Origin of the sequence: Chroococcidiopsis sp. SAG 2025 (assembly GCF_032860985.1) — a bacterium.
GTDB lineage: Bacteria > Cyanobacteriota > Cyanobacteriia > Cyanobacteriales > Chroococcidiopsidaceae > Chroococcidiopsis.
In genome coordinates, this window is the sequence record NZ_JAOCNC010000001.1 from 2,649,363 (window position 1) to 2,666,115 (window position 16,753).

Sequence of the window (16,753 nt, forward strand, 5' to 3'; positions counted from 1 at the left end):
GATTCAAGGAAGGCGATCGCTCGGTCGAGGCAAACGCAGTGAGATTGTTATATTTGGGTAGTTGCTTTGACTGCCTATTTATTATTTAATAGCTGAATTGCTTGTTACTCGGTTGCAAACCCATATTGTAAGCCACTTGTCCAACTTATTAAAATTATTTTTATATAACTTTATGTCGATTGAGACAAGCCATTATGAGTAGTGTTTCTTAACTGATAAAACATACAAAAAATCAACAGGCGATCGTGCCAACCGATCGAAAATTAGCGAAAATTAAAAATTTTGTGAGAGATTGTGCGACCGATAGGAGAAAAGTCTTGAATAGGAAAAATAGCCGCACTGCGATCGAATTAGGGCTAAGCGCGATCGCGCCTTTGTGCTTGTGTATGGGAGTTGCTCCTGCCGTGCTAGCCCAATCAGCAGAAGTCATTTCCCTAAAAACGCTCGGTTATAATCGTTCAATCGTCCTGAGCGGAGTAAATCCAGAAGTTGAAATTAGCGTTCCCGCGCCCAGAGGTGGACTTGACCCTAGTAAGAGTTTCATGGAGCTAAAGCTGGAACCCTCATCGGTACTCAATGAGAATTCTTCCGTGCGGTTGCTCGTCTATGGCGAACCGATGAAGGTCGTTTCTGTCAAATCGCTGCTAGCAAATCCGGTTGTCAAACTACCTATACCGTCTCTGCCTCCGGGAGAATCGTATATTAATGTATCGATCCAGCCCTATTTATTCATCACCAACGATACCCGCCGAGACATACCTACAGGTAATCTATTTTTAAAAGTCAATAAAGATAGTTTTTTCCAAATTACGCCACAGTATACCGATAATAGTATTGATGGCTTCTTCAAGTCTTTCTACAAACAAATCGATCTCGTCGTTCCCAACCAGCTGAATCGCGATCGCGCCGAAGTTGCCTTGTGGCTGTACAGCGTCTTAGCCTACCAGTTTCGCGAATATCAAATTCCGATCTTTTGGCGTTGGGGTACAGCTCCTGCTACGCCTGGTTCAGCGCAAGTTGTGTTACACAACGACCCAAACGGTCCTGATGTCGAGCGGCGGGGTTCTGTGTTGCGGGTGCGGGCAAATCCCAGAGCCGTACAGTCTCTAGCCGCAGACTTTTATCAGCCAGCTTTAGTAGGGCGGGGATTGACGCTAGAGAGCGTCGATACCTTTAGACCGAGAACCAATATCCAAAGCCGTTCGTTTCAAGAACTTGGCGTTCGCAACAGCGTCATTCGCATGTCTGCGGGAACGCAATCAATGCCCTTGCAATTCGACTTAGCTCAACTGGGGGGAAGACCGCAAAATTTAGATCTCGTCTTGAATGCCACTTTTACCCCTACCTACGGACAGCAGGGAGAGCGCCTCACCGCGCAAGTTTATCTTAACAATACCTTAATCCAGTCTTACAATCTTCAAGATAAGACCGTTCTGAAAACAACTTTGGCTTTGCCGACTAACCTACTACAGCGGACGAATAATCTAGAAGTGATGTTTGCCTATGCTCCCAACGAAGGAGGTGGGCAAAACAAACCCACGGGTGAAGTGATCGTTCAACTCGATCGGGAATCGTTTTTGAGTTGGAGTGGCTACCAAGGTCCGACGGGGACTTTAAGCGATTTGCCCCATGTGTTTTTGCAACCGGGGCAGTTAGTCATTGATACTTCTAGACCCTCATTACTAGCTGCAACAGCTTATCTGTTGGGAGCGATTAGTCGCTTGGGGCAGCAACCAGTGTTTCCTCAACTAGTAGATGCGGCATCAGTTCAAGATTGGTCGAATTTACCCAAAGATCAACTCGACCGACCCCCAACGTGGAGACTCATGGCGATCGCGCCTCAAACTCACGCTCTCCCAGCACCAGTAAGGCTGAATGAAGGCACGTTTGAAATTTTCAACCCCGTCAATCAAAAGCTGTTACTGCAAGCTCAACCTACAGATCCGTTTGGCATTCTCCAATATTTTAACTATCAAAATACACCGACCCTGTGGTTGAGTTGGTGGGGGCTAGAGCCAGCGATGGCAGAACAGTTAGGACAAGCTTTGGGCGACCCGCGCACTTTGTTAGCCAGCCAATTAGATGGTAACGTCGTCACCGCCACCGACTCGCGACGAGTTCAAATTTGGGATTTGGGCGATCGCACTCTGCAAGTTAACTACCCAGGGGCGAGAAGCTGGCAAATTTTCTGGCAGCGTTACGTCAACCCTTTAATTGTAGTTGGTTTGATCTTGGGGGGATTCGTTGCTTGGCGAATTTATCAGCGCGTCGGGCGATCGCCTGGTGCTACAGCTACAGCCGCTAATCCAGTTGAAAAAGCTAAAAAACTATGAGGGATTTTCAACCCCAAATTGAGGCTAAACTTCTAGAGTCGGGTTGTCTGACCTCGGAACAATTACAAAAGGCGATCGATTTACAAGCAAAAATTTCTTGTTCTTTAGGTAAAGCCTTATGGAGCTTGAATTTTCTGACACAGGCAGAGTTTTTGCACCTGATCGGCACTATTAGCGGACACATCTTACTAACAGATTGGTTAGTCGTCTCTGGCAGCGTCCTAGACTTTAGTATTGCCAAAACTTTTGAGCCAGCGTACTTGCGGGAGTTAGGTTTTTTTCCCTGCGCTTGGCAAGACAGCAATACCCTGGTTGTAGCCGTAGAAGAACCGAATAATATTGCGATTAGGCAAGCGATCCGCAGCCATTGGTCGCAGGTCAAAATCTACGAAGTTCTCGCTACCGAAAACCAAATTTTCAGCTTGGTATTTGAGGAAAACCTGGCTGCGGAACTACTCGACAAGGGTAGATTGACGGTAGCACAATGGCAGGAAGCCCAAGCAATTCAACAGCGTACCGGATCGCCATTGGGAGAAATTCTACCGCGCTTGAATTATTTGCGACCAATTGACTATGTAGAAGTCCTTTCTCTACTAACAGGTTTGAGCATTTTTTCTCGCTTAGCTGGGGCGGGAATTAGGCAAATCGACTTAAAACTCATGCAACGCTTTGACCCGCAAGTGATGATGGGCGATCGCTTCATCCCCTTGGCTTGGGTGAAGCCGCACGCCCTCATGGTTTTGGTACAAGACCCCTTCGATCTGGTTGTAGAAGCTGCGATCTACGCTCAATTTCCCGGGGTGGAACTGGTTAAAGTGTTGGGAACGGAAAACGATATCACGCGAATGCTCGATACCTGTTATCGTCAAGAATTCAGCCGCCGTGCCATTTACCAACTCATGGCGCGATCGCCTAAAGACTCTGCGGCAAGGGTTTTTACCCCCGCTCAAATTGCTGTTGGCTATATCTTATTTGCCATAGTTTTATGGGGTTTGGCATTTGACTGGTGGCATACGCTAGCATTTTTAATCGCCGCCTTGAATATTTTCTTTGGCGGCGCGGTGATGTTCAAATTGATTTTGAGTTTAATTGGAGCCGCCGATCGCACTCACCAAATTACTAAAGTAGAAGTGAATTCGATCGACGAGCAAACTTTGCCAACCTATACTGTTTTAGTCCCAGTTTATAACGAACCAGAGGTGACACCAATTTTAATTGATGCCCTCAGTAAACTCGACTATCCGCATGAAAAGCTCGATGTTCTACTCTTGTTAGAAGAAAAGGATTTAGCCACAATTAACGCTGCCCAAGCTGCTAACCCTCCACGCTATATTCGTTTTATTTACATTCCCGACAGCCATCCAAAAACCAAGCCAAAAGCTTGCAACTACGGTCTTTCCTTTGCCAGAGGAGAATATTTAACTATTTACGATGCTGAAGATATTCCCGATCCCGACCAACTGAAAAAAGCAATTTATGCCTTTAGAAATGGTTCGCCGGATTTAGTTTGCGTCCAAGCTGCGCTCAATTACTATAACCGCGATGAAAATTTTTTGACGCGGATGTTTACCTTAGAATATTCCTATTGGTTTGACTATCTATTACCAGGATTAGAAACTTTAGGGCTACCGATCCCCCTGGGGGGAACGAGCAATCATTTTCGTACCGATCGCCTGCGAGAATTAGGCGGTTGGGACCCTTTTAACGTCACCGAAGATGCAGATCTCGGAATTCGTGCCAGCAAGCGAGGATATACGGTAGGGGTGATTAACTCCACGACTTATGAGGAAGCTAACTGCGAATTTAAAAACTGGGTTCGGCAGCGATCGCGCTGGATTAAAGGCTACATGCAAACATGGTTAGTCCACAATCGCGCCCCACTTAAATCGCTACGGAAACTAGGCTTAAAAAGCTGGCTTGCCTACCAATTTTTAATTGGAGGCACGGTGCTGATTTTTCTAATTAGTCCGATCTTGTGGGTATTGTTGATTTACTGGCTCGCCACCCGTGCTTATTGGTTAGAAAATTTAATTCCTGGGTGGGTTTTATATATTTCTTTATTTAATCTTAGTATTAGCAATGCTTTAGGTATATATTTGAATATGATTGCAGTATTTCGGCGACGCTACTATAAACTTTTATTGTATGCGTTGCTCAATCCTTTATATTGGCAGTTCCATTCCATAGCCGCTTATCTGGCTTTATGGCAATTGTTTGCCAAACCTTATTATTGGGAAAAAACTATTCATGGACTTAGTAAATTTACCAAAACATATTTACAATTTTCCGAGTAATCGGCTCGCCCAATCGTTGCAAAAATCAGAGGAAGGCGATCGCGCTAGCGGACTATGATAAAATATAAAAAGGTTAATAAAATTGATTTAAATAAGATTTGGAAATCGGGAGTTGGAAGTCGGGAGTCGGGAGTCAAAAATAATTATTCCCCCTCAGCCTCCTCAGCTCTCTTCTCCCCATTGTCTCCTTGTCCTACCCTCTTGACGGGGATAATTATATCTCTGCTAACAATACTTTCAGGTTGTGCTTTCCAGTCGCCTGAAGTTGTTACCAACAATACGAAAACAGTAGAAGACATCACTCAAACTGCTACGTCAACCACTGCTGCTATCCCCAGAACGGTGAAGACAACTCCAGTAGATGAGCAAGTCCTCCAGCAGCTAGAAGAGCGACTTTACCAACAGTTGCAAGTGCTGATGGCGAAAGCACAAGGAGCGCGACCTGATGGCTATGTCTATACGGTAGACTTGAGCCAAATCCTTTACTATGCAGCTGGAAAAAAAGACTCTAGACTGTATCTTCCCTTGCGGGATTTTGCCACTCGTAACTTGATAATCGATAAAAAATCAGACCCCTACACGAAAGGTTTTGTGCTTTGGCGTTATCGCGATGGTGCGCCTGCCGATGCATCGGGGACGACAGAAGCTTTACGCTTGGCAGAAAGTTTGTGGCTGGGTAGCCAAACATTAGGAGATGAAACAGATCGCCAACTGGCAATGTCGATTTTGCAAGGATATACCCGTCACGCTCAAATAGACCACGATAAATGGTTAATTCGCAACTATTTTAACTTGCAAACCCGCGCCTTTGCCAATAACTCCTTTCTCGTCGGCTACGACCCAGATTTATTAAAAATTGTCGCTCAAGTGACGGGCGATCGCACGTTAAAGTCAGTGGCGCAAAAATCTTACGCCACAATTCGCGAAGCAGCAACCCCTTCAGGATTGTTGTATGACATCATTCAACCAGAAGTGTTGACCCTAGTACCAGAACTCAAACAACTAGCGATTTTCTCTCCCAATGATGTCGTGAAGCTAGCTAATACTTGTACTGTAGCAGAGAGAGCCGTGGAGGAAGCGCCGGAAGTCGGACAGCGAGTCATCCGCTTTGCCTTAGCACGAATGCCCAATCTCAATACATATTATTACGGGCGCAACGGAGAACCAGTCATTCCACAAAAGGCGGAAATTCCTACATACGCTTGCTTGGTTAGATTATCAGCAAAATTGAAGGAAGAAAAAGCCATGTATGCATTCCTCAATCCCTTTGTCAACCATGCAGAGTTTATGGCACAAAACATCAATCAGTTTAGCCTTTATACGGTAGGTGAAGCGCTATTGGCTCTCCAATCAGTCTCTCAATTCAACCCGCCTGGAAGTCGCGATCGGCTCCAAAGTTCGAGCCTTCCTGGGAGGATTGGGGGATAAGGGAGACAATTCAATTCGCAATTCGCAATTTGTGCTTTTTCACAATGACTCCGGTACGGGCGGGTTTTGAACGCAGATTTTTGGCAGTGGTTGTTAAACTCGGCGCTAAACCGCCCCTACGACTCCCAACTCTTTGACTCCGGTACGGGCGGGTTTTGAACGCAGATTTTTGGCAGTGGTTGTTAAACTCGGCGCTAAACCCGCCCCTATGACTCCCAACTCTTTGATAACTGGTCACTGGTCACTGGTCACTGTAAACTGGTGTAAACGATTTGTAGTGTCATTAGGAAAGATCGATCGCCCGTGCGGAAAATAGTTATTGCTGGCAACTGGAAAATGTTCAAGACCCAGGCAGAATCCCAAGAGTTTTTACTAGGATTTTTGCCGTACCTGGTGGAAACTCCTCCAGAAAGAGAAGTGGTGTTGTGCGTTCCTTTTACGGACTTAAGCATCATGTCGAAGAATATGCACGGTACGAGAGTACAGCTAGGAGCGCAAAACGTCCATTGGGAAGCGTCAGGGGCTTATACGGGTGAAATCTCTGCTCCCATGCTGCTAGAAGTTGGCGTGCGTTATGTTGTTATCGGACATAGCGAACGACGGCAGTTTTTTGGTGAAACCGATGAAACGGTAAATTTACGGCTGAAGGCAGCTCAAAGTTTCGGTCTGACCCCAATTTTATGTGTAGGTGAATCGAAGCAACAACGGGATGCAGGCGAAACTGAATCCCTGATTTCTATGCAGTTGCAAAAAGATTTGGTGGATATCGACCAGCACAACTTGGTCATTGCTTACGAACCAATTTGGGCAATTGGTACGGGCGATACTTGTGAAGCCAAGGAAGCCAATCGCGTTATCGGTTTGATTCGCACTCAGTTGAGCAATCCTGATGTCCCCATTCAATACGGTGGTTCTGTAAAACCCAACAACATCGACGAAATTATGGCACAGCCAGAAATTGATGGTGCGTTGGTTGGGGGTGCGAGTCTGGAGCCAGATGGTTTTGCGCGGATCGTCAATTACAAATAGTGTCGTATCGTAGGGGCGGGTTTTTTGAGGATGACTGTACGATAACAAACATTTTTGCGGTTAAACCCGCCCTAACCTAACGTTTGGGTTGTAATTGACCAGATTAATGTCACGCAAAGACGCGAAGGCGCGAAGATAGGAAGGATTTTTGCGTTTTGTAGGGGCGTTCCTCAAAAGTTTTTAAGAGAAATGGTTGTCCACAATTCTTTGGTGATTCACGATCGCACTTTTGAGTGGGGCAAGCGTACCTATATTATGGGGGTGCTGAATGTCACGCCTGATAGTTTTAGCGATGGGGGTGAGTTTAATAACCCCAACGCCGCTTTAGAACAAGCGCAGCGCCTCGTAGCAGCGGGTGCAGATATTATCGATATTGGCGGGCAGTCAACCCGACCAGGGGCGGTAGAAGTGCCTGTAGCCGAAGAATTAGAGCGGGTACTATCGGTAGTGCAATTGTTGCGTCCTGCGATTTCCGTGCCGATCTCTGTAGATACGACTAGAGCGGCTGTAGCTAGGGCGGCGATCGCCTCTGGAGCAGATATAGTGAACGATATTTCTGGAGGAGTGTTTGACCTAGAAATGCTGGCTACGGTGGCAAAACTGGGCGTACCAATTGTACTTATGCACATGCGCGGTACGCCGCAAACAATGCAACAACTGACGGATTACGAGGATTTAATTAGGGAAATCTATCAGTTTCTTGAAAGTCGCGTTGCAAATGCGATCGCCTCTGGGATAAACCCAGATCGAATTATTATCGATCCCGGGATTGGTTTTGCCAAGAAATACCATCAAAGTATCGAAATTCTGCGTCGTTTGTCAGCATTTCGCGCTCTCAATTGCCCCATATTAGTCGGAGCATCGCGTAAAAGTTTCATCGGTCATATTTTAGAGCAACCCGACCCGAAAGCACGAGTCTGGGGAACGGCAGCAGCTTGTTGCGGGGCGATCGCTAACGGTGCAGATATTGTGCGCGTCCACGATGTCAAAGAAATGCATGATGTTTGTCGTGTGGCTGATGTTTTGTTTAGAAGTGAGGAGTAAGGAGCGAGGAGCGAGGGAGAAAAGAGAGCTGAGGGAGCATTTACCGTTTATCGCTCTCGACTTCCGGCTTTTGACTTTTGACTTTTGACTTTACGATTTCTCTCTCATTCCCTGCCACAAAGCTTGATACTGCTGAATTGCATCTGGAGTTAGGGGGCGTAAAAAGTCGCTCTTGTCCAGAATATTATCATTTGGTACTAGGAGAGGGCGCAGCTCTGCTTGAATGTTGTCGGGATCGATCTGGAGAGGAATCGGTGAATTTGTCCTACCTAAGAGGAGAATTTGTCGAGCGATCTGGGGTTGCCAGCAAAAATCAATCCATTGATATTCTAAAGCGCGATCGCTGTTTGCTTGTATCGGATTTGTCCAGAGATCTGCCCACAGTGAAGTTCCAGACTGTGGAATTACCGCTGCAATCTGACGGTGGCGTTGCATCACAGGTATGATGTCGTTTGACCAGCCTACAGCTAACCACGTATCTCCCAAAATTAATGGCTGCAAATAAGTATCTGAACTGTAAAGTTTGACCTGCGGCTGGAGGCGATTCAACTGGGCGGTTAAATCTGGAACTTGGCTCGGGTTTTCCGTGTTATACGATCTGCCGAGGTATTTGAGCGTTAAGCCGATAACTTCGCGGGGATGGTTCGGTAGGGAAATGCGATCGCGCAGTTCTTCTCGCCATAAATCGCCCCAGTCTTGCGGTTTCCAGTTTAAAGACTGGAATTTATCTCGATTGTAAGCAATGACAGTATAACCCCAACGGTAGGGAGCAGCCCAAACATTGCCTTTTGCGTCAAATTGTCCTGCTTTGTTACGCCTGACCAATTCTTGCCATCGATTCGGTAACTGCGACCATTGAGATAGTTGTGTCGGATCTAAGGGTTGAATTAGATTTTGCCTAATTGCTGCTGCAAGCCAGTAGTCGCCCACAGTTACTAAGTTAGCAGGGTTTGGATTTTGAGGTTTAAGCCATGAAGGTAGGGGAAGTTGCGATCGCCAATCTTCCTCTATTGGCTTTTGATTGTTTTGCTGCCAAGATTGCAAGCGATCGAATAGGCTACTCAGTTGTTCCACTGAGGCGAATTCTAGACTAGCAGTCTGCTGCATCTTTGTCCGAAATTTCTGCAAGACTTGATTGGGAAGCGAACCTTTGAGTAATTGTACGCGCAGTTTGGCTCGTTCTTGGGTGTTACACCCTGCGAGTAACTGACTGAGTAATAGCGTTCCCGTACTGAATAAAAACGACCTACGATCCATTTCCTTAAGCTGGTTGCTTCCGTTCCACCCCGAAACCAACCAAATCGATAATACTAGGTGGTTCTTCTATATTGGCAGGGCGTTGGTAGGTAATGATGGTACGCAAGCGTAAATCGGGGGTGACAATGCGCATCTGATCCACTGCTACAGAACGCTTGTAGTAAGTTGTCATTTCTAGAGTTTGGCGCGTGGGTTGGTAAGTGAAACGTCCGGCGATCGCTCCTGCTTCGGAATAGCCTTCATCTCGTAAATAAAACCCCCGAATCGTTTCTGCTGTCGAATCAACTGCGGCGGCTGTTGGTGGAGGAATTTCCCGAATTACCGTATCTGAGGTAACGCAGGTATCGGGTACGAATAAAGCTTGCAGGCTCATTGATAGAGTTTCCCCAGTTTCCGAACGAGTGTTAAAGGCGATCGCAAATCCTGGTAATGAACTATTTGCGTCAACTCTTGCTAGATCGACTTTAATTCCATTTAAGGCAGAAATAGAGAGAATTTGCTGCTTTTGCGCTAATTCTAGGGTAGATACATCATATTCGGTATACGACTTTTCTACCTGCCCTGCTAGTAGATAATGATAAGTTCGTTCAATTTTCCATTTGCCCACGCAAACAGTAAAAAACTCTTCAAAATTTAGCATTTTTTTCTCAGTATGATGCGTTACGTTCTCAATCTCTTCCCTTGGATAGAAGATTTATGCATGTGACTAAACTAATGCTTCTAAGTTAATACATTGAGTATATTGAGTGCTGTGACTGCTCTAGATGAATTGTGAATTTTTTCTTGGTCGATTATATAGATCGCTACCTGGAATATTGACAATTTGAGGCTGAAATTGAGAAAAATGTAGCATTACAGCGATCGCCCTCCTTAAATCCTCTTTTATGCTTAAACTAAATACATATTAGCGAGAATAACACTACCAATTAGTATTTACTTTTATGTAAATATTCTGAGAAAGCTATCGCTTTAAAAGCAATTTTGTCAAAAGTTAAATGATTGATAAGTAGGGTAAACTTTGCCCAATTGTTGCATAGCATATAAGAATCAGTAAAGGCAGGCATAGAGGGTATTCAATGGAACCACTTCAAAAACAAGTCCTGATCTTGAGTAATAAAGTCGATACCCTTTATCAGGTAGTCGATCGACTCAACAGTCAAGTCTCTTCCGCTCTCACAGAGTGTCGTTTAACTCCAACATCAGCGCCAACAGATGTGATGGGAGAAGCTAACGGACGCTATGGAAATAATAGCTATAGCGCTTCCAGATCGGTGATGGAACACAAAGACGTGCTATTAGATAGCAACGAGTTAGATACCCATCTCCACAGTGGCGAAAAGGAATTAGCGCCCGAAATTCAAATTCAGCGGCTCACAGCACAATTAACCGCAGCCTACAATCGGATAGCTGCTTTAGAAGAACAATTACTAGCACGGAGAATTCACTAATTGAGTCAGTAGTGACTTACGACTTAGTAATTCATTCTTGCCATCAATGCTTCGATTGCTTGTAGGAGTTGAGTCTGACTCCAGCCAGCTGTGACAGAGGAGGCGATCGCGCAACCACCTGCGCCCATACCCTCTTTTACGTAACCTTGCTCGTAAGCGCGAAGTTGAGTATATCTGGAAGTTACAAAACTCAGCTCAGTTGACAAAAGCGTTACAGTATCTATACTGGCAGCGAGTTCAACTGTTTTCCCTGTCGGATCTTCCGCTACCCAGCGAGTAGTTCCTACAACAACAGCTTCAGAATGCCACTTGAGATGATATGCCTTGACTACAGATTGCATTAAGGCATAAACAGCTAGCATTTGCGTACCACCAGCTAAGATAACTCCTTTTGTGCGACTAGCAGCGATCGCCATTCCAGCGACAACAATTTGCATCGGATCTCCCACCGCTGCTATGAGTACGCCAGGATCTGCTACAGGTATCCGTTCCCACAGTCCAGCACGCTGCAACCCTGCTTGGACTAACTCCCATTTTTGGTTATGGTTGCAAATCGGATGACTGCTATTTACCTTACCAGCAGCATCAACACCCAAACCAGTTAAGATAGCGAGTGCCGTTGTGGTTCCACCCACGACACACTCGCCAATAATTAGGTAGTCGTGGGAACTTCTACCAAGACGTTCTCCCCAAACTAAACCTTGTTCCAGTAAATGTTTTACCGTTGCTAGTGGCAATGCGCTCCCTTGACTCAAACACTTGGCAGGAGTCCCGCCCAAATCGATTGTCGGTACGGTTGGCGGTTTGGGTAGCCCCGCATTAAATAAATAGAGAGGAATATTCAATTTCTCCACAACAGCACGAGAGATCGCCACAGGAGAAGCCCCCGCAGGCAAGGGAGGTAAGGCATTCTGCGGCTGAGGCTGGGGACCGCGTGCTAAAAATTCAGCATCCGCGATCGCCGTATATTGTCGATCTTCAGGAGTCAGACCAGCTGCCGAAATCCCGGGAATTAAGCCTGTTGCCGTAAACCCCAAAACACAAGCAAACGCGGGAGAACCACCCCGATACCGTTCTATCCACGCTTGCCCCTGTTTTAATTGGGTGTAAATTCGGATCATTTAACTCCTTACTCATAGTCCATTAAAACCTGTACCCAACGGGGCGGACGGGGAATTGGGTTACCAAGGCGATCGAGGAGTAACCAAGCAACGAGGTGAACGACAAATAAATAAACTAAATTGCTGACTAAAACCAGTGCTAGCGCTAAGACTTGAATCACCAGCATACTCGGTTGTAGCAACAGTCCCAGCTTGTCAAAAATCCACTCTGCCAACTCCGTGACTTCTACAATTAGATAAACCCAGAGATCGCGACCAGACCAAATCGACATTAACCAAAAGCGAAAGAAGAAACCGATCGCGCCTAAAAGAGTTCCTAAAGCAACTGAGACAATCCAAGGCGATCGCCGCCGCCAAGCAGCGCCTAATAATACTCCCATCACCCCATAGGGCATAACATACAGCAAACTGGGAATTGGACCCATCAACACTGCTAGCAGCAACCCAGAAACTCCAGCCGCCATCCATCCCGCCCTCGCACTCCATCGTAAATAGACGATCGCTACAGGGATAGCAAAGAAAATCCGCAGCAGGGGACCGAGGGGAAAATAAAAATTAATGAAATAGATCAAGCTGGCTGTACTCGCAAGAAAAGCTGTTTCCACCATTGCCAGTGGTGGGGCAGATTTCCCAGGCGATCGCTCCGATTGCTGTGAAGTCGTAAGATCGCTAGATGGGTTTTCCTGAAATGAATGGGGATCGCTCATGTACGTGTCTGAAACTTCTTCCAGTCTAATCGAATGGGTAATGGGTTCAGTTTTTAGTGTCACGCAAAGACGCAAAGGCGCTAAGAATGCTTTGCGTCTTTGCGTCTTTGCGCGAGATAAAACTCTTAAAGCCTCAATAGAGTTACGGCGATTTTGCCAGAAAAACAGACATCGACATCCGTACCAGGAGCGCGATCGCGTTGGGCATATTCCCCTGCATAATAAAAGTTATCTCCTTCGATCCGATAATTGACTGGTAGCGGTTGAGTTGAAGGTTCGCAAAACACCACTTCTGGATCGGGATCTCCTGGTAGTAAGTGCGGCAAATTTACGTTCCAAAACGTGCCTGGTTCTGGCGGACGATCGAGTAGATCGGCTAAGACTTTCGCCGTCCACCTTGCCGCAGTATCCCAATCTACATTGCGTTTGCCTTTGCGGTAGTGGGAAACTGCCACCCCGGGAATTCCTTGAAATGCTGCTTCTCTGACGGCTGCAACAGTTCCTGAAATGTAGACATCAGCCCCCATGTTACCTCCAGCATTGATCCCGGAAAGCACGAATTTGACATCTTGACAAATGTATGTTAGGGCTATGCGGGTACAATCGGCGGGAGTTCCGGCGATCGCATACTCGTTTTCGGTGCGACGATGAACGTGGATTGCTTGAGTTGTGGTGACTTGATGTCCGCAGCCAGATAAATGATCTCTGGGTGCAGCGACGATGACTTTGTACCCAGCCACGGCTTTTTGCAATGCCCGAATTCCTGGCGCGTCAATTCCATCGTCGTTAGTTAAAATTAAAGTCATAGCCTAAAGTTATAATTTATACTTATTTTTGCGAATAATAGCCAGCGATCGCCTAGTATAGCTGCATCATAGCTATGTTAGATGAAAGCGATCGCCACGATTTTGAGCAGTAACTAAACTAAAATGCAGGAATGAATGCGATCGCCTCTTGGAGTGCAAAGATTGAAGAAAGGAAAACTTCTGCCAGATGGCTATGCCAGAACAGTACGGATCGATCGCCCAATACTACCACGAACGCACGAAATACGACCCTGAGACGATTGCTGCTAAAGGTCAGGGGTTGGATTGGTCGAAGCAACCGTCGCCATTTAAAGAGTATAAAATCGGTACGGTTTTCGATCTCAAACCATACCTACAAGCAGATGCAGAGGCTTCAGCAGTCATTCCAGGGATTGCTTGGTGGCAGCGATTGTCTCATCTTTTACTGTATAGCTACGGGATCACCGCCAAAGTTCCAACTATGATGGGGCAGCCGCTCTATCTCCGCTCTGCTCCCTCTGCTGGTGGGTTATATCCAGCCGAAGTTTATCTGATTTCTCGCGGTACGCCACTCATTCCAGCCGGACTTTACAACTATCACCCGCTGACTCATTCTCTCACTCAGTTTTGGGAAAGTGACGTTTGGGGCGACCTGCAAGCAGCCTGTTTTCAACATCCAGCTTTAGAAAGCAGCGAAATTGTCCTGATCTCGACCGCTATATTCTACCGTTCGGCTTGGCGCTACCAAGACCGCGCCTATCGTCGCATATTTTTAGATACAGGACACCTGCTAGGTAATATTGAACTGGCTGGTGCTTTGACTAACTTCCGTCCCTACTTAGTTGGTGGATTTATTGATGCATCTGTCAACCAAATACTATATCTCGACCCAGAACAAGAAGGAGCGATCGCAGTCGTTCCATTAATAGATTTGGCAGTACAGCAATTACCTCTCAAATTACCTCTCAGTTGCACAGCCTTACCATCTGCTACCCAAGTTGAGTATCCCGAAATTCCTGACGGCGAATTACTGGCTTACTGCCATCGAGCAACGCAAATAGACGAAGCACCAGTAGTGAAAAGCCAGGAGCAACAGGAAGTCACTAATTTAGAAGATAAATATAACTTTCCTTTTTGTTTGAAAGTTTCAACTAGAACTAACCCGATAGATTGGGGAATAAATTTAGTCGGGTTGGAGACGACAATACTCGAACGTCGCTCCACTCGTGCTTATACTGGTGCTGAACTCACAATAGATGAGTTAAGGGTCTTGTTAGATTTCACCTATCAACCTCAGCATTACGTCGATCGAGGATTTGATGGCGATCCAGACTATTTCGACTTAAGCTTAATTGAAACATTTATTGCCGTATCTGGAGTCACGGGCTTAGAAGAAGGTTGCTACTACTACGCACCAAAAGCCCAAGAATTGCGGCAAATTCGATTTAAAAACTTTCGACGCGAATTGCACTTCCTCTGCTTAGGACAAGAACTCGGTCGGGATGCAGCCGCCGTCCTCTTTCACACCGCAGATCTGAAAAAAGCTGTAGCACGCTATGGCGATCGCGTTTATCGCTACCTACACATGGATGCAGGACATTTAGGACAAAAACTGAATTTAGCCGCTATTCGTCTCAACTTAGGTGTAAGCGGTATCGGTGGCTTTTTTGACGATCGCGTTAACGAAGTTCTTGGCATTCCGACTGACGAAGCCGTACTTTACGTTACGACGCTGGGAAGACCGAGATAAAAAAGTTAAAAGTCGTAGGGTCGGGTTTTTTGAAGATACCTAACACTAGAACAAATAATTTTGCGGTTAAACCCGCCCATACAGAAATTAAGTCAAAAATGAAGAATTCTTTTATTCATTTTCCAATACAAAACTGGCTGAAAATCCGATCTAACACTGACTCCGTGACTTCTTCACCAGTAATTTCTCCTAAAGCTTGAATTGCGCCGCGTAAGTCAATCGTCCAAAAATCTAGAGGTAACTGCTGTTCGATCGCCTCTCGTACCTGTTCTAAGCAAGTTTGCGCTCTGATTAGCGCGGCGGCTTGGCGCTGGTTAATTGCTAAATCTAGATTGGCAGAATCTACCTTTCCCGATCGTACCTTTGCCAAAATTGCTTGCTCTAAAGCATCTATACCGCGATCGCAAGCAGCAGCCGTTGTCACTACCTGAGTAATTTCGGCTGGATAATTCACTGTTTCAACCACCGCAAGATCGATTTTGTTAATAACTAAAATTAACGGACGGTGTTTCACCTGAAGGTAAATTTCCTCATCCGCCTGAGTCCATCCCGCCGCCGCATCAATTGTCAATAAAACTAAATCGGCGGCTTGAGCGCTAGAAAGCGATCGCTCGACTCCCATTTTCTCGACTCGATCTTCCGTGGCGCGAATTCCGGCTGTATCTAATACCTGAATCGGAATTCCTCCCACAACGAGTTGAGACTCTACCACATCGCGAGTCGTACCAGGTAAATCGGTGACAATAGCGCGATCGCTACGACTCCAAGCATTCAACAAACTCGATTTACCTACATTCGGACGACCGACAATCGCCACTTTTAATCCCGTGCGTAATAATTCGCCTCGATCGGCTGTAGCCAGAATTTTGCTGACTTCTACCCCAATTTGGGCTAGTTCTGCTCGAACTAGTGTTTCATCTAATGGTGGTAGATCCTCCTCAAAGTCAATTCTTGCCTCAATTTCTGCTAAGACATCCAAACATTTCGTTCGTAATTGACGAATTGGGTGAGCTAATTTTCCCTGTATACCTGCTAAAGCTGTCTGCGCTGCTTGCGGCGATCGCGCCCCGACCAAATCGGCTATACTTTCGGCTTGGGTTAAGTCTAAGCGTCCGTTTAAAAATGCTCTAAGTGTAAATTCTCCTGGCTGCGCTAGTTTGGCTCCTCCTTCCAAACACAACTGCAATACCTGCTGTACTGCCATAATTCCACCATGACAGTGAAACTCGACCACATCCTCTCGGGTATAGGAACGTGGAGCCTGCATGATTAGCAATAACGCCTCATCCACGAGTTGCTGTGTTTGGGGATGGCGAATGTAGCCATAGAGAATGTGGTGGCTTTCCCAGGCTTGTTTTCCAGGGGCGTAAAATAGATGATGAGCGATCGCGATCGCTTCATTTCCCGAGACTCTGACAATACCTACGCTACCCTGTTGCGGTACTACCGCAGTGGCAATGGCAGCAATAGTAGACGATGCGATCGAATCAGACATTTATCGCCGTAACATGCAACAGACAACACATACAGGGGCGCACAGCTGTGCGCCCCTACAAA

13 protein-coding genes are annotated in these 16,753 nt (G+C 46.2%); 7 read left to right on the forward strand and 6 right to left on the reverse strand.

The window, feature by feature from the left end:
* The first annotated feature begins 317 nt into the window (after window positions 1-317).
* From N4J56_RS12880 to folP, 5 genes are all read left to right on the forward strand, one after another.
* Complete coding sequence (locus N4J56_RS12880; RefSeq protein WP_317106813.1) at window positions 318-2,333, forward strand: cellulose biosynthesis cyclic di-GMP-binding regulatory protein BcsB; 2,016 nt, start codon at window positions 318-320, stop codon at window positions 2,331-2,333.
* Window positions 2,330-4,627, forward strand: coding sequence for a glycosyltransferase family 2 protein (locus tag N4J56_RS12885; protein ID WP_317106814.1), 2,298 nt, complete (start codon window positions 2,330-2,332; stop codon window positions 4,625-4,627). Before N4J56_RS12880 ends, N4J56_RS12885 begins: the two co-directional genes overlap by 4 nt.
* Window positions 4,628-4,681: 54 nt before the next feature.
* Window positions 4,682-6,055, forward strand: a complete 1,374-nt coding sequence (locus tag N4J56_RS12890; protein WP_317106815.1) for a hypothetical protein — start codon at window positions 4,682-4,684, stop codon at window positions 6,053-6,055.
* Between the two features lie 303 nt (window positions 6,056-6,358).
* On the forward strand, window positions 6,359-7,084 hold the full coding sequence (gene tpiA, locus N4J56_RS12895; protein WP_317106816.1) for a triose-phosphate isomerase: 726 nt from the start codon (window positions 6,359-6,361) through the stop codon (window positions 7,082-7,084).
* A gap of 189 nt (window positions 7,085-7,273) precedes the next feature.
* A complete protein-coding gene (gene folP / locus N4J56_RS12900; RefSeq protein WP_317106817.1) occupies window positions 7,274-8,128 on the forward strand; it encodes a dihydropteroate synthase in 855 nt (284 codons plus the stop codon).
* Window positions 8,129-8,218: 90 nt separating this feature from the next.
* On the opposite strand, the gene N4J56_RS12905 is transcribed toward folP, so the two are convergent.
* Together N4J56_RS12905 and N4J56_RS12910 are read right to left on the reverse strand one after the other, a co-directional pair.
* Window positions 8,219-9,385 carry an extracellular solute-binding protein gene (locus N4J56_RS12905; protein WP_317106818.1) on the reverse strand — a complete coding sequence of 389 codons (1,167 nt, stop codon included), beginning with the start codon at window positions 9,383-9,385 and terminating at the stop codon, window positions 8,219-8,221.
* Between the two features lie 4 nt (window positions 9,386-9,389).
* Window positions 9,390-10,025, reverse strand: coding sequence for a phycobiliprotein lyase (locus N4J56_RS12910; protein ID WP_317106819.1), 636 nt, complete (start codon window positions 10,023-10,025; stop codon window positions 9,390-9,392).
* A 436-nt stretch (window positions 10,026-10,461) separates the two neighbouring features.
* Here N4J56_RS12910 and N4J56_RS12915 point away from each other — a divergent pair, with 436 nt between their 5' ends.
* Window positions 10,462-10,833 (forward strand): hypothetical protein, encoded by a 372-nt coding sequence (locus N4J56_RS12915; protein WP_015154976.1) that lies wholly within the window; start codon window positions 10,462-10,464, stop codon window positions 10,831-10,833.
* 23 nt (window positions 10,834-10,856) lie between these two features.
* Here N4J56_RS12915 and cobT read toward each other — a convergent pair whose 3' ends face one another.
* The 3 genes from cobT to surE form a co-directional block, all read right to left on the reverse strand.
* Complete coding sequence (cobT, locus tag N4J56_RS12920; protein WP_317106820.1) at window positions 10,857-11,954, reverse strand: nicotinate mononucleotide-dependent phosphoribosyltransferase CobT; 1,098 nt, start codon at window positions 11,952-11,954, stop codon at window positions 10,857-10,859.
* Window positions 11,955-11,962: 8 nt separating this feature from the next.
* Window positions 11,963-12,661 carry a DUF2232 domain-containing protein gene (locus N4J56_RS12925; protein ID WP_015154978.1) on the reverse strand — a complete coding sequence of 233 codons (699 nt, stop codon included), beginning with the start codon at window positions 12,659-12,661 and terminating at the stop codon, window positions 11,963-11,965.
* Window positions 12,662-12,786: 125 nt separating this feature from the next.
* Window positions 12,787-13,467 (reverse strand): 5'/3'-nucleotidase SurE, encoded by a 681-nt coding sequence (gene surE / locus N4J56_RS12930; RefSeq protein WP_317106821.1) that lies wholly within the window; start codon window positions 13,465-13,467, stop codon window positions 12,787-12,789.
* A 193-nt stretch (window positions 13,468-13,660) separates the two neighbouring features.
* Between surE and N4J56_RS12935 the strand changes: the two genes are divergently transcribed.
* Window positions 13,661-15,196, forward strand: coding sequence for a SagB/ThcOx family dehydrogenase (locus N4J56_RS12935; RefSeq protein WP_410500490.1), 1,536 nt, complete (start codon window positions 13,661-13,663; stop codon window positions 15,194-15,196).
* A 115-nt stretch (window positions 15,197-15,311) separates the two neighbouring features.
* Here the strand turns inward: N4J56_RS12935 and mnmE are convergent, their stop codons facing one another.
* Window positions 15,312-16,691 (reverse strand): tRNA uridine-5-carboxymethylaminomethyl(34) synthesis GTPase MnmE, encoded by a 1,380-nt coding sequence (gene mnmE / locus N4J56_RS12940; RefSeq protein WP_317106823.1) that lies wholly within the window; start codon window positions 16,689-16,691, stop codon window positions 15,312-15,314.
* Between the last annotated feature and the right edge of the window lie 62 nt (window positions 16,692-16,753).

Coding starts and splice junctions, on each gene's coding strand:
- N4J56_RS12885 (WP_317106814.1), top strand. CDS start 2,330: ATGAGGGATTTTCAACCCCAAATTGAGGCTAAACTTCTAGAGTCGGGT.
- N4J56_RS12890 (WP_317106815.1), top strand. CDS start 4,682: ATGATAAAATATAAAAAGGTTAATAAAATTGATTTAAATAAGATTTGG.
- folP (WP_317106817.1), top strand. CDS start 7,274: ATGGTTGTCCACAATTCTTTGGTGATTCACGATCGCACTTTTGAGTGG.
- N4J56_RS12905 (WP_317106818.1), bottom strand. CDS start 9,385: ATGGATCGTAGGTCGTTTTTATTCAGTACGGGAACGCTATTACTCAGT.
- N4J56_RS12910 (WP_317106819.1), bottom strand. CDS start 10,025: ATGCTAAATTTTGAAGAGTTTTTTACTGTTTGCGTGGGCAAATGGAAA.
- N4J56_RS12915 (WP_015154976.1), top strand. CDS start 10,462: ATGGAACCACTTCAAAAACAAGTCCTGATCTTGAGTAATAAAGTCGAT.
- cobT (WP_317106820.1), bottom strand. CDS start 11,954: ATGATCCGAATTTACACCCAATTAAAACAGGGGCAAGCGTGGATAGAA.
- N4J56_RS12925 (WP_015154978.1), bottom strand. CDS start 12,661: ATGAGCGATCCCCATTCATTTCAGGAAAACCCATCTAGCGATCTTACG.
- surE (WP_317106821.1), bottom strand. CDS start 13,467: ATGACTTTAATTTTAACTAACGACGATGGAATTGACGCGCCAGGAATT.
- N4J56_RS12935 (WP_410500490.1), top strand. CDS start 13,661: ATGCCAGAACAGTACGGATCGATCGCCCAATACTACCACGAACGCACG.
- mnmE (WP_317106823.1), bottom strand. CDS start 16,691: ATGTCTGATTCGATCGCATCGTCTACTATTGCTGCCATTGCCACTGCG.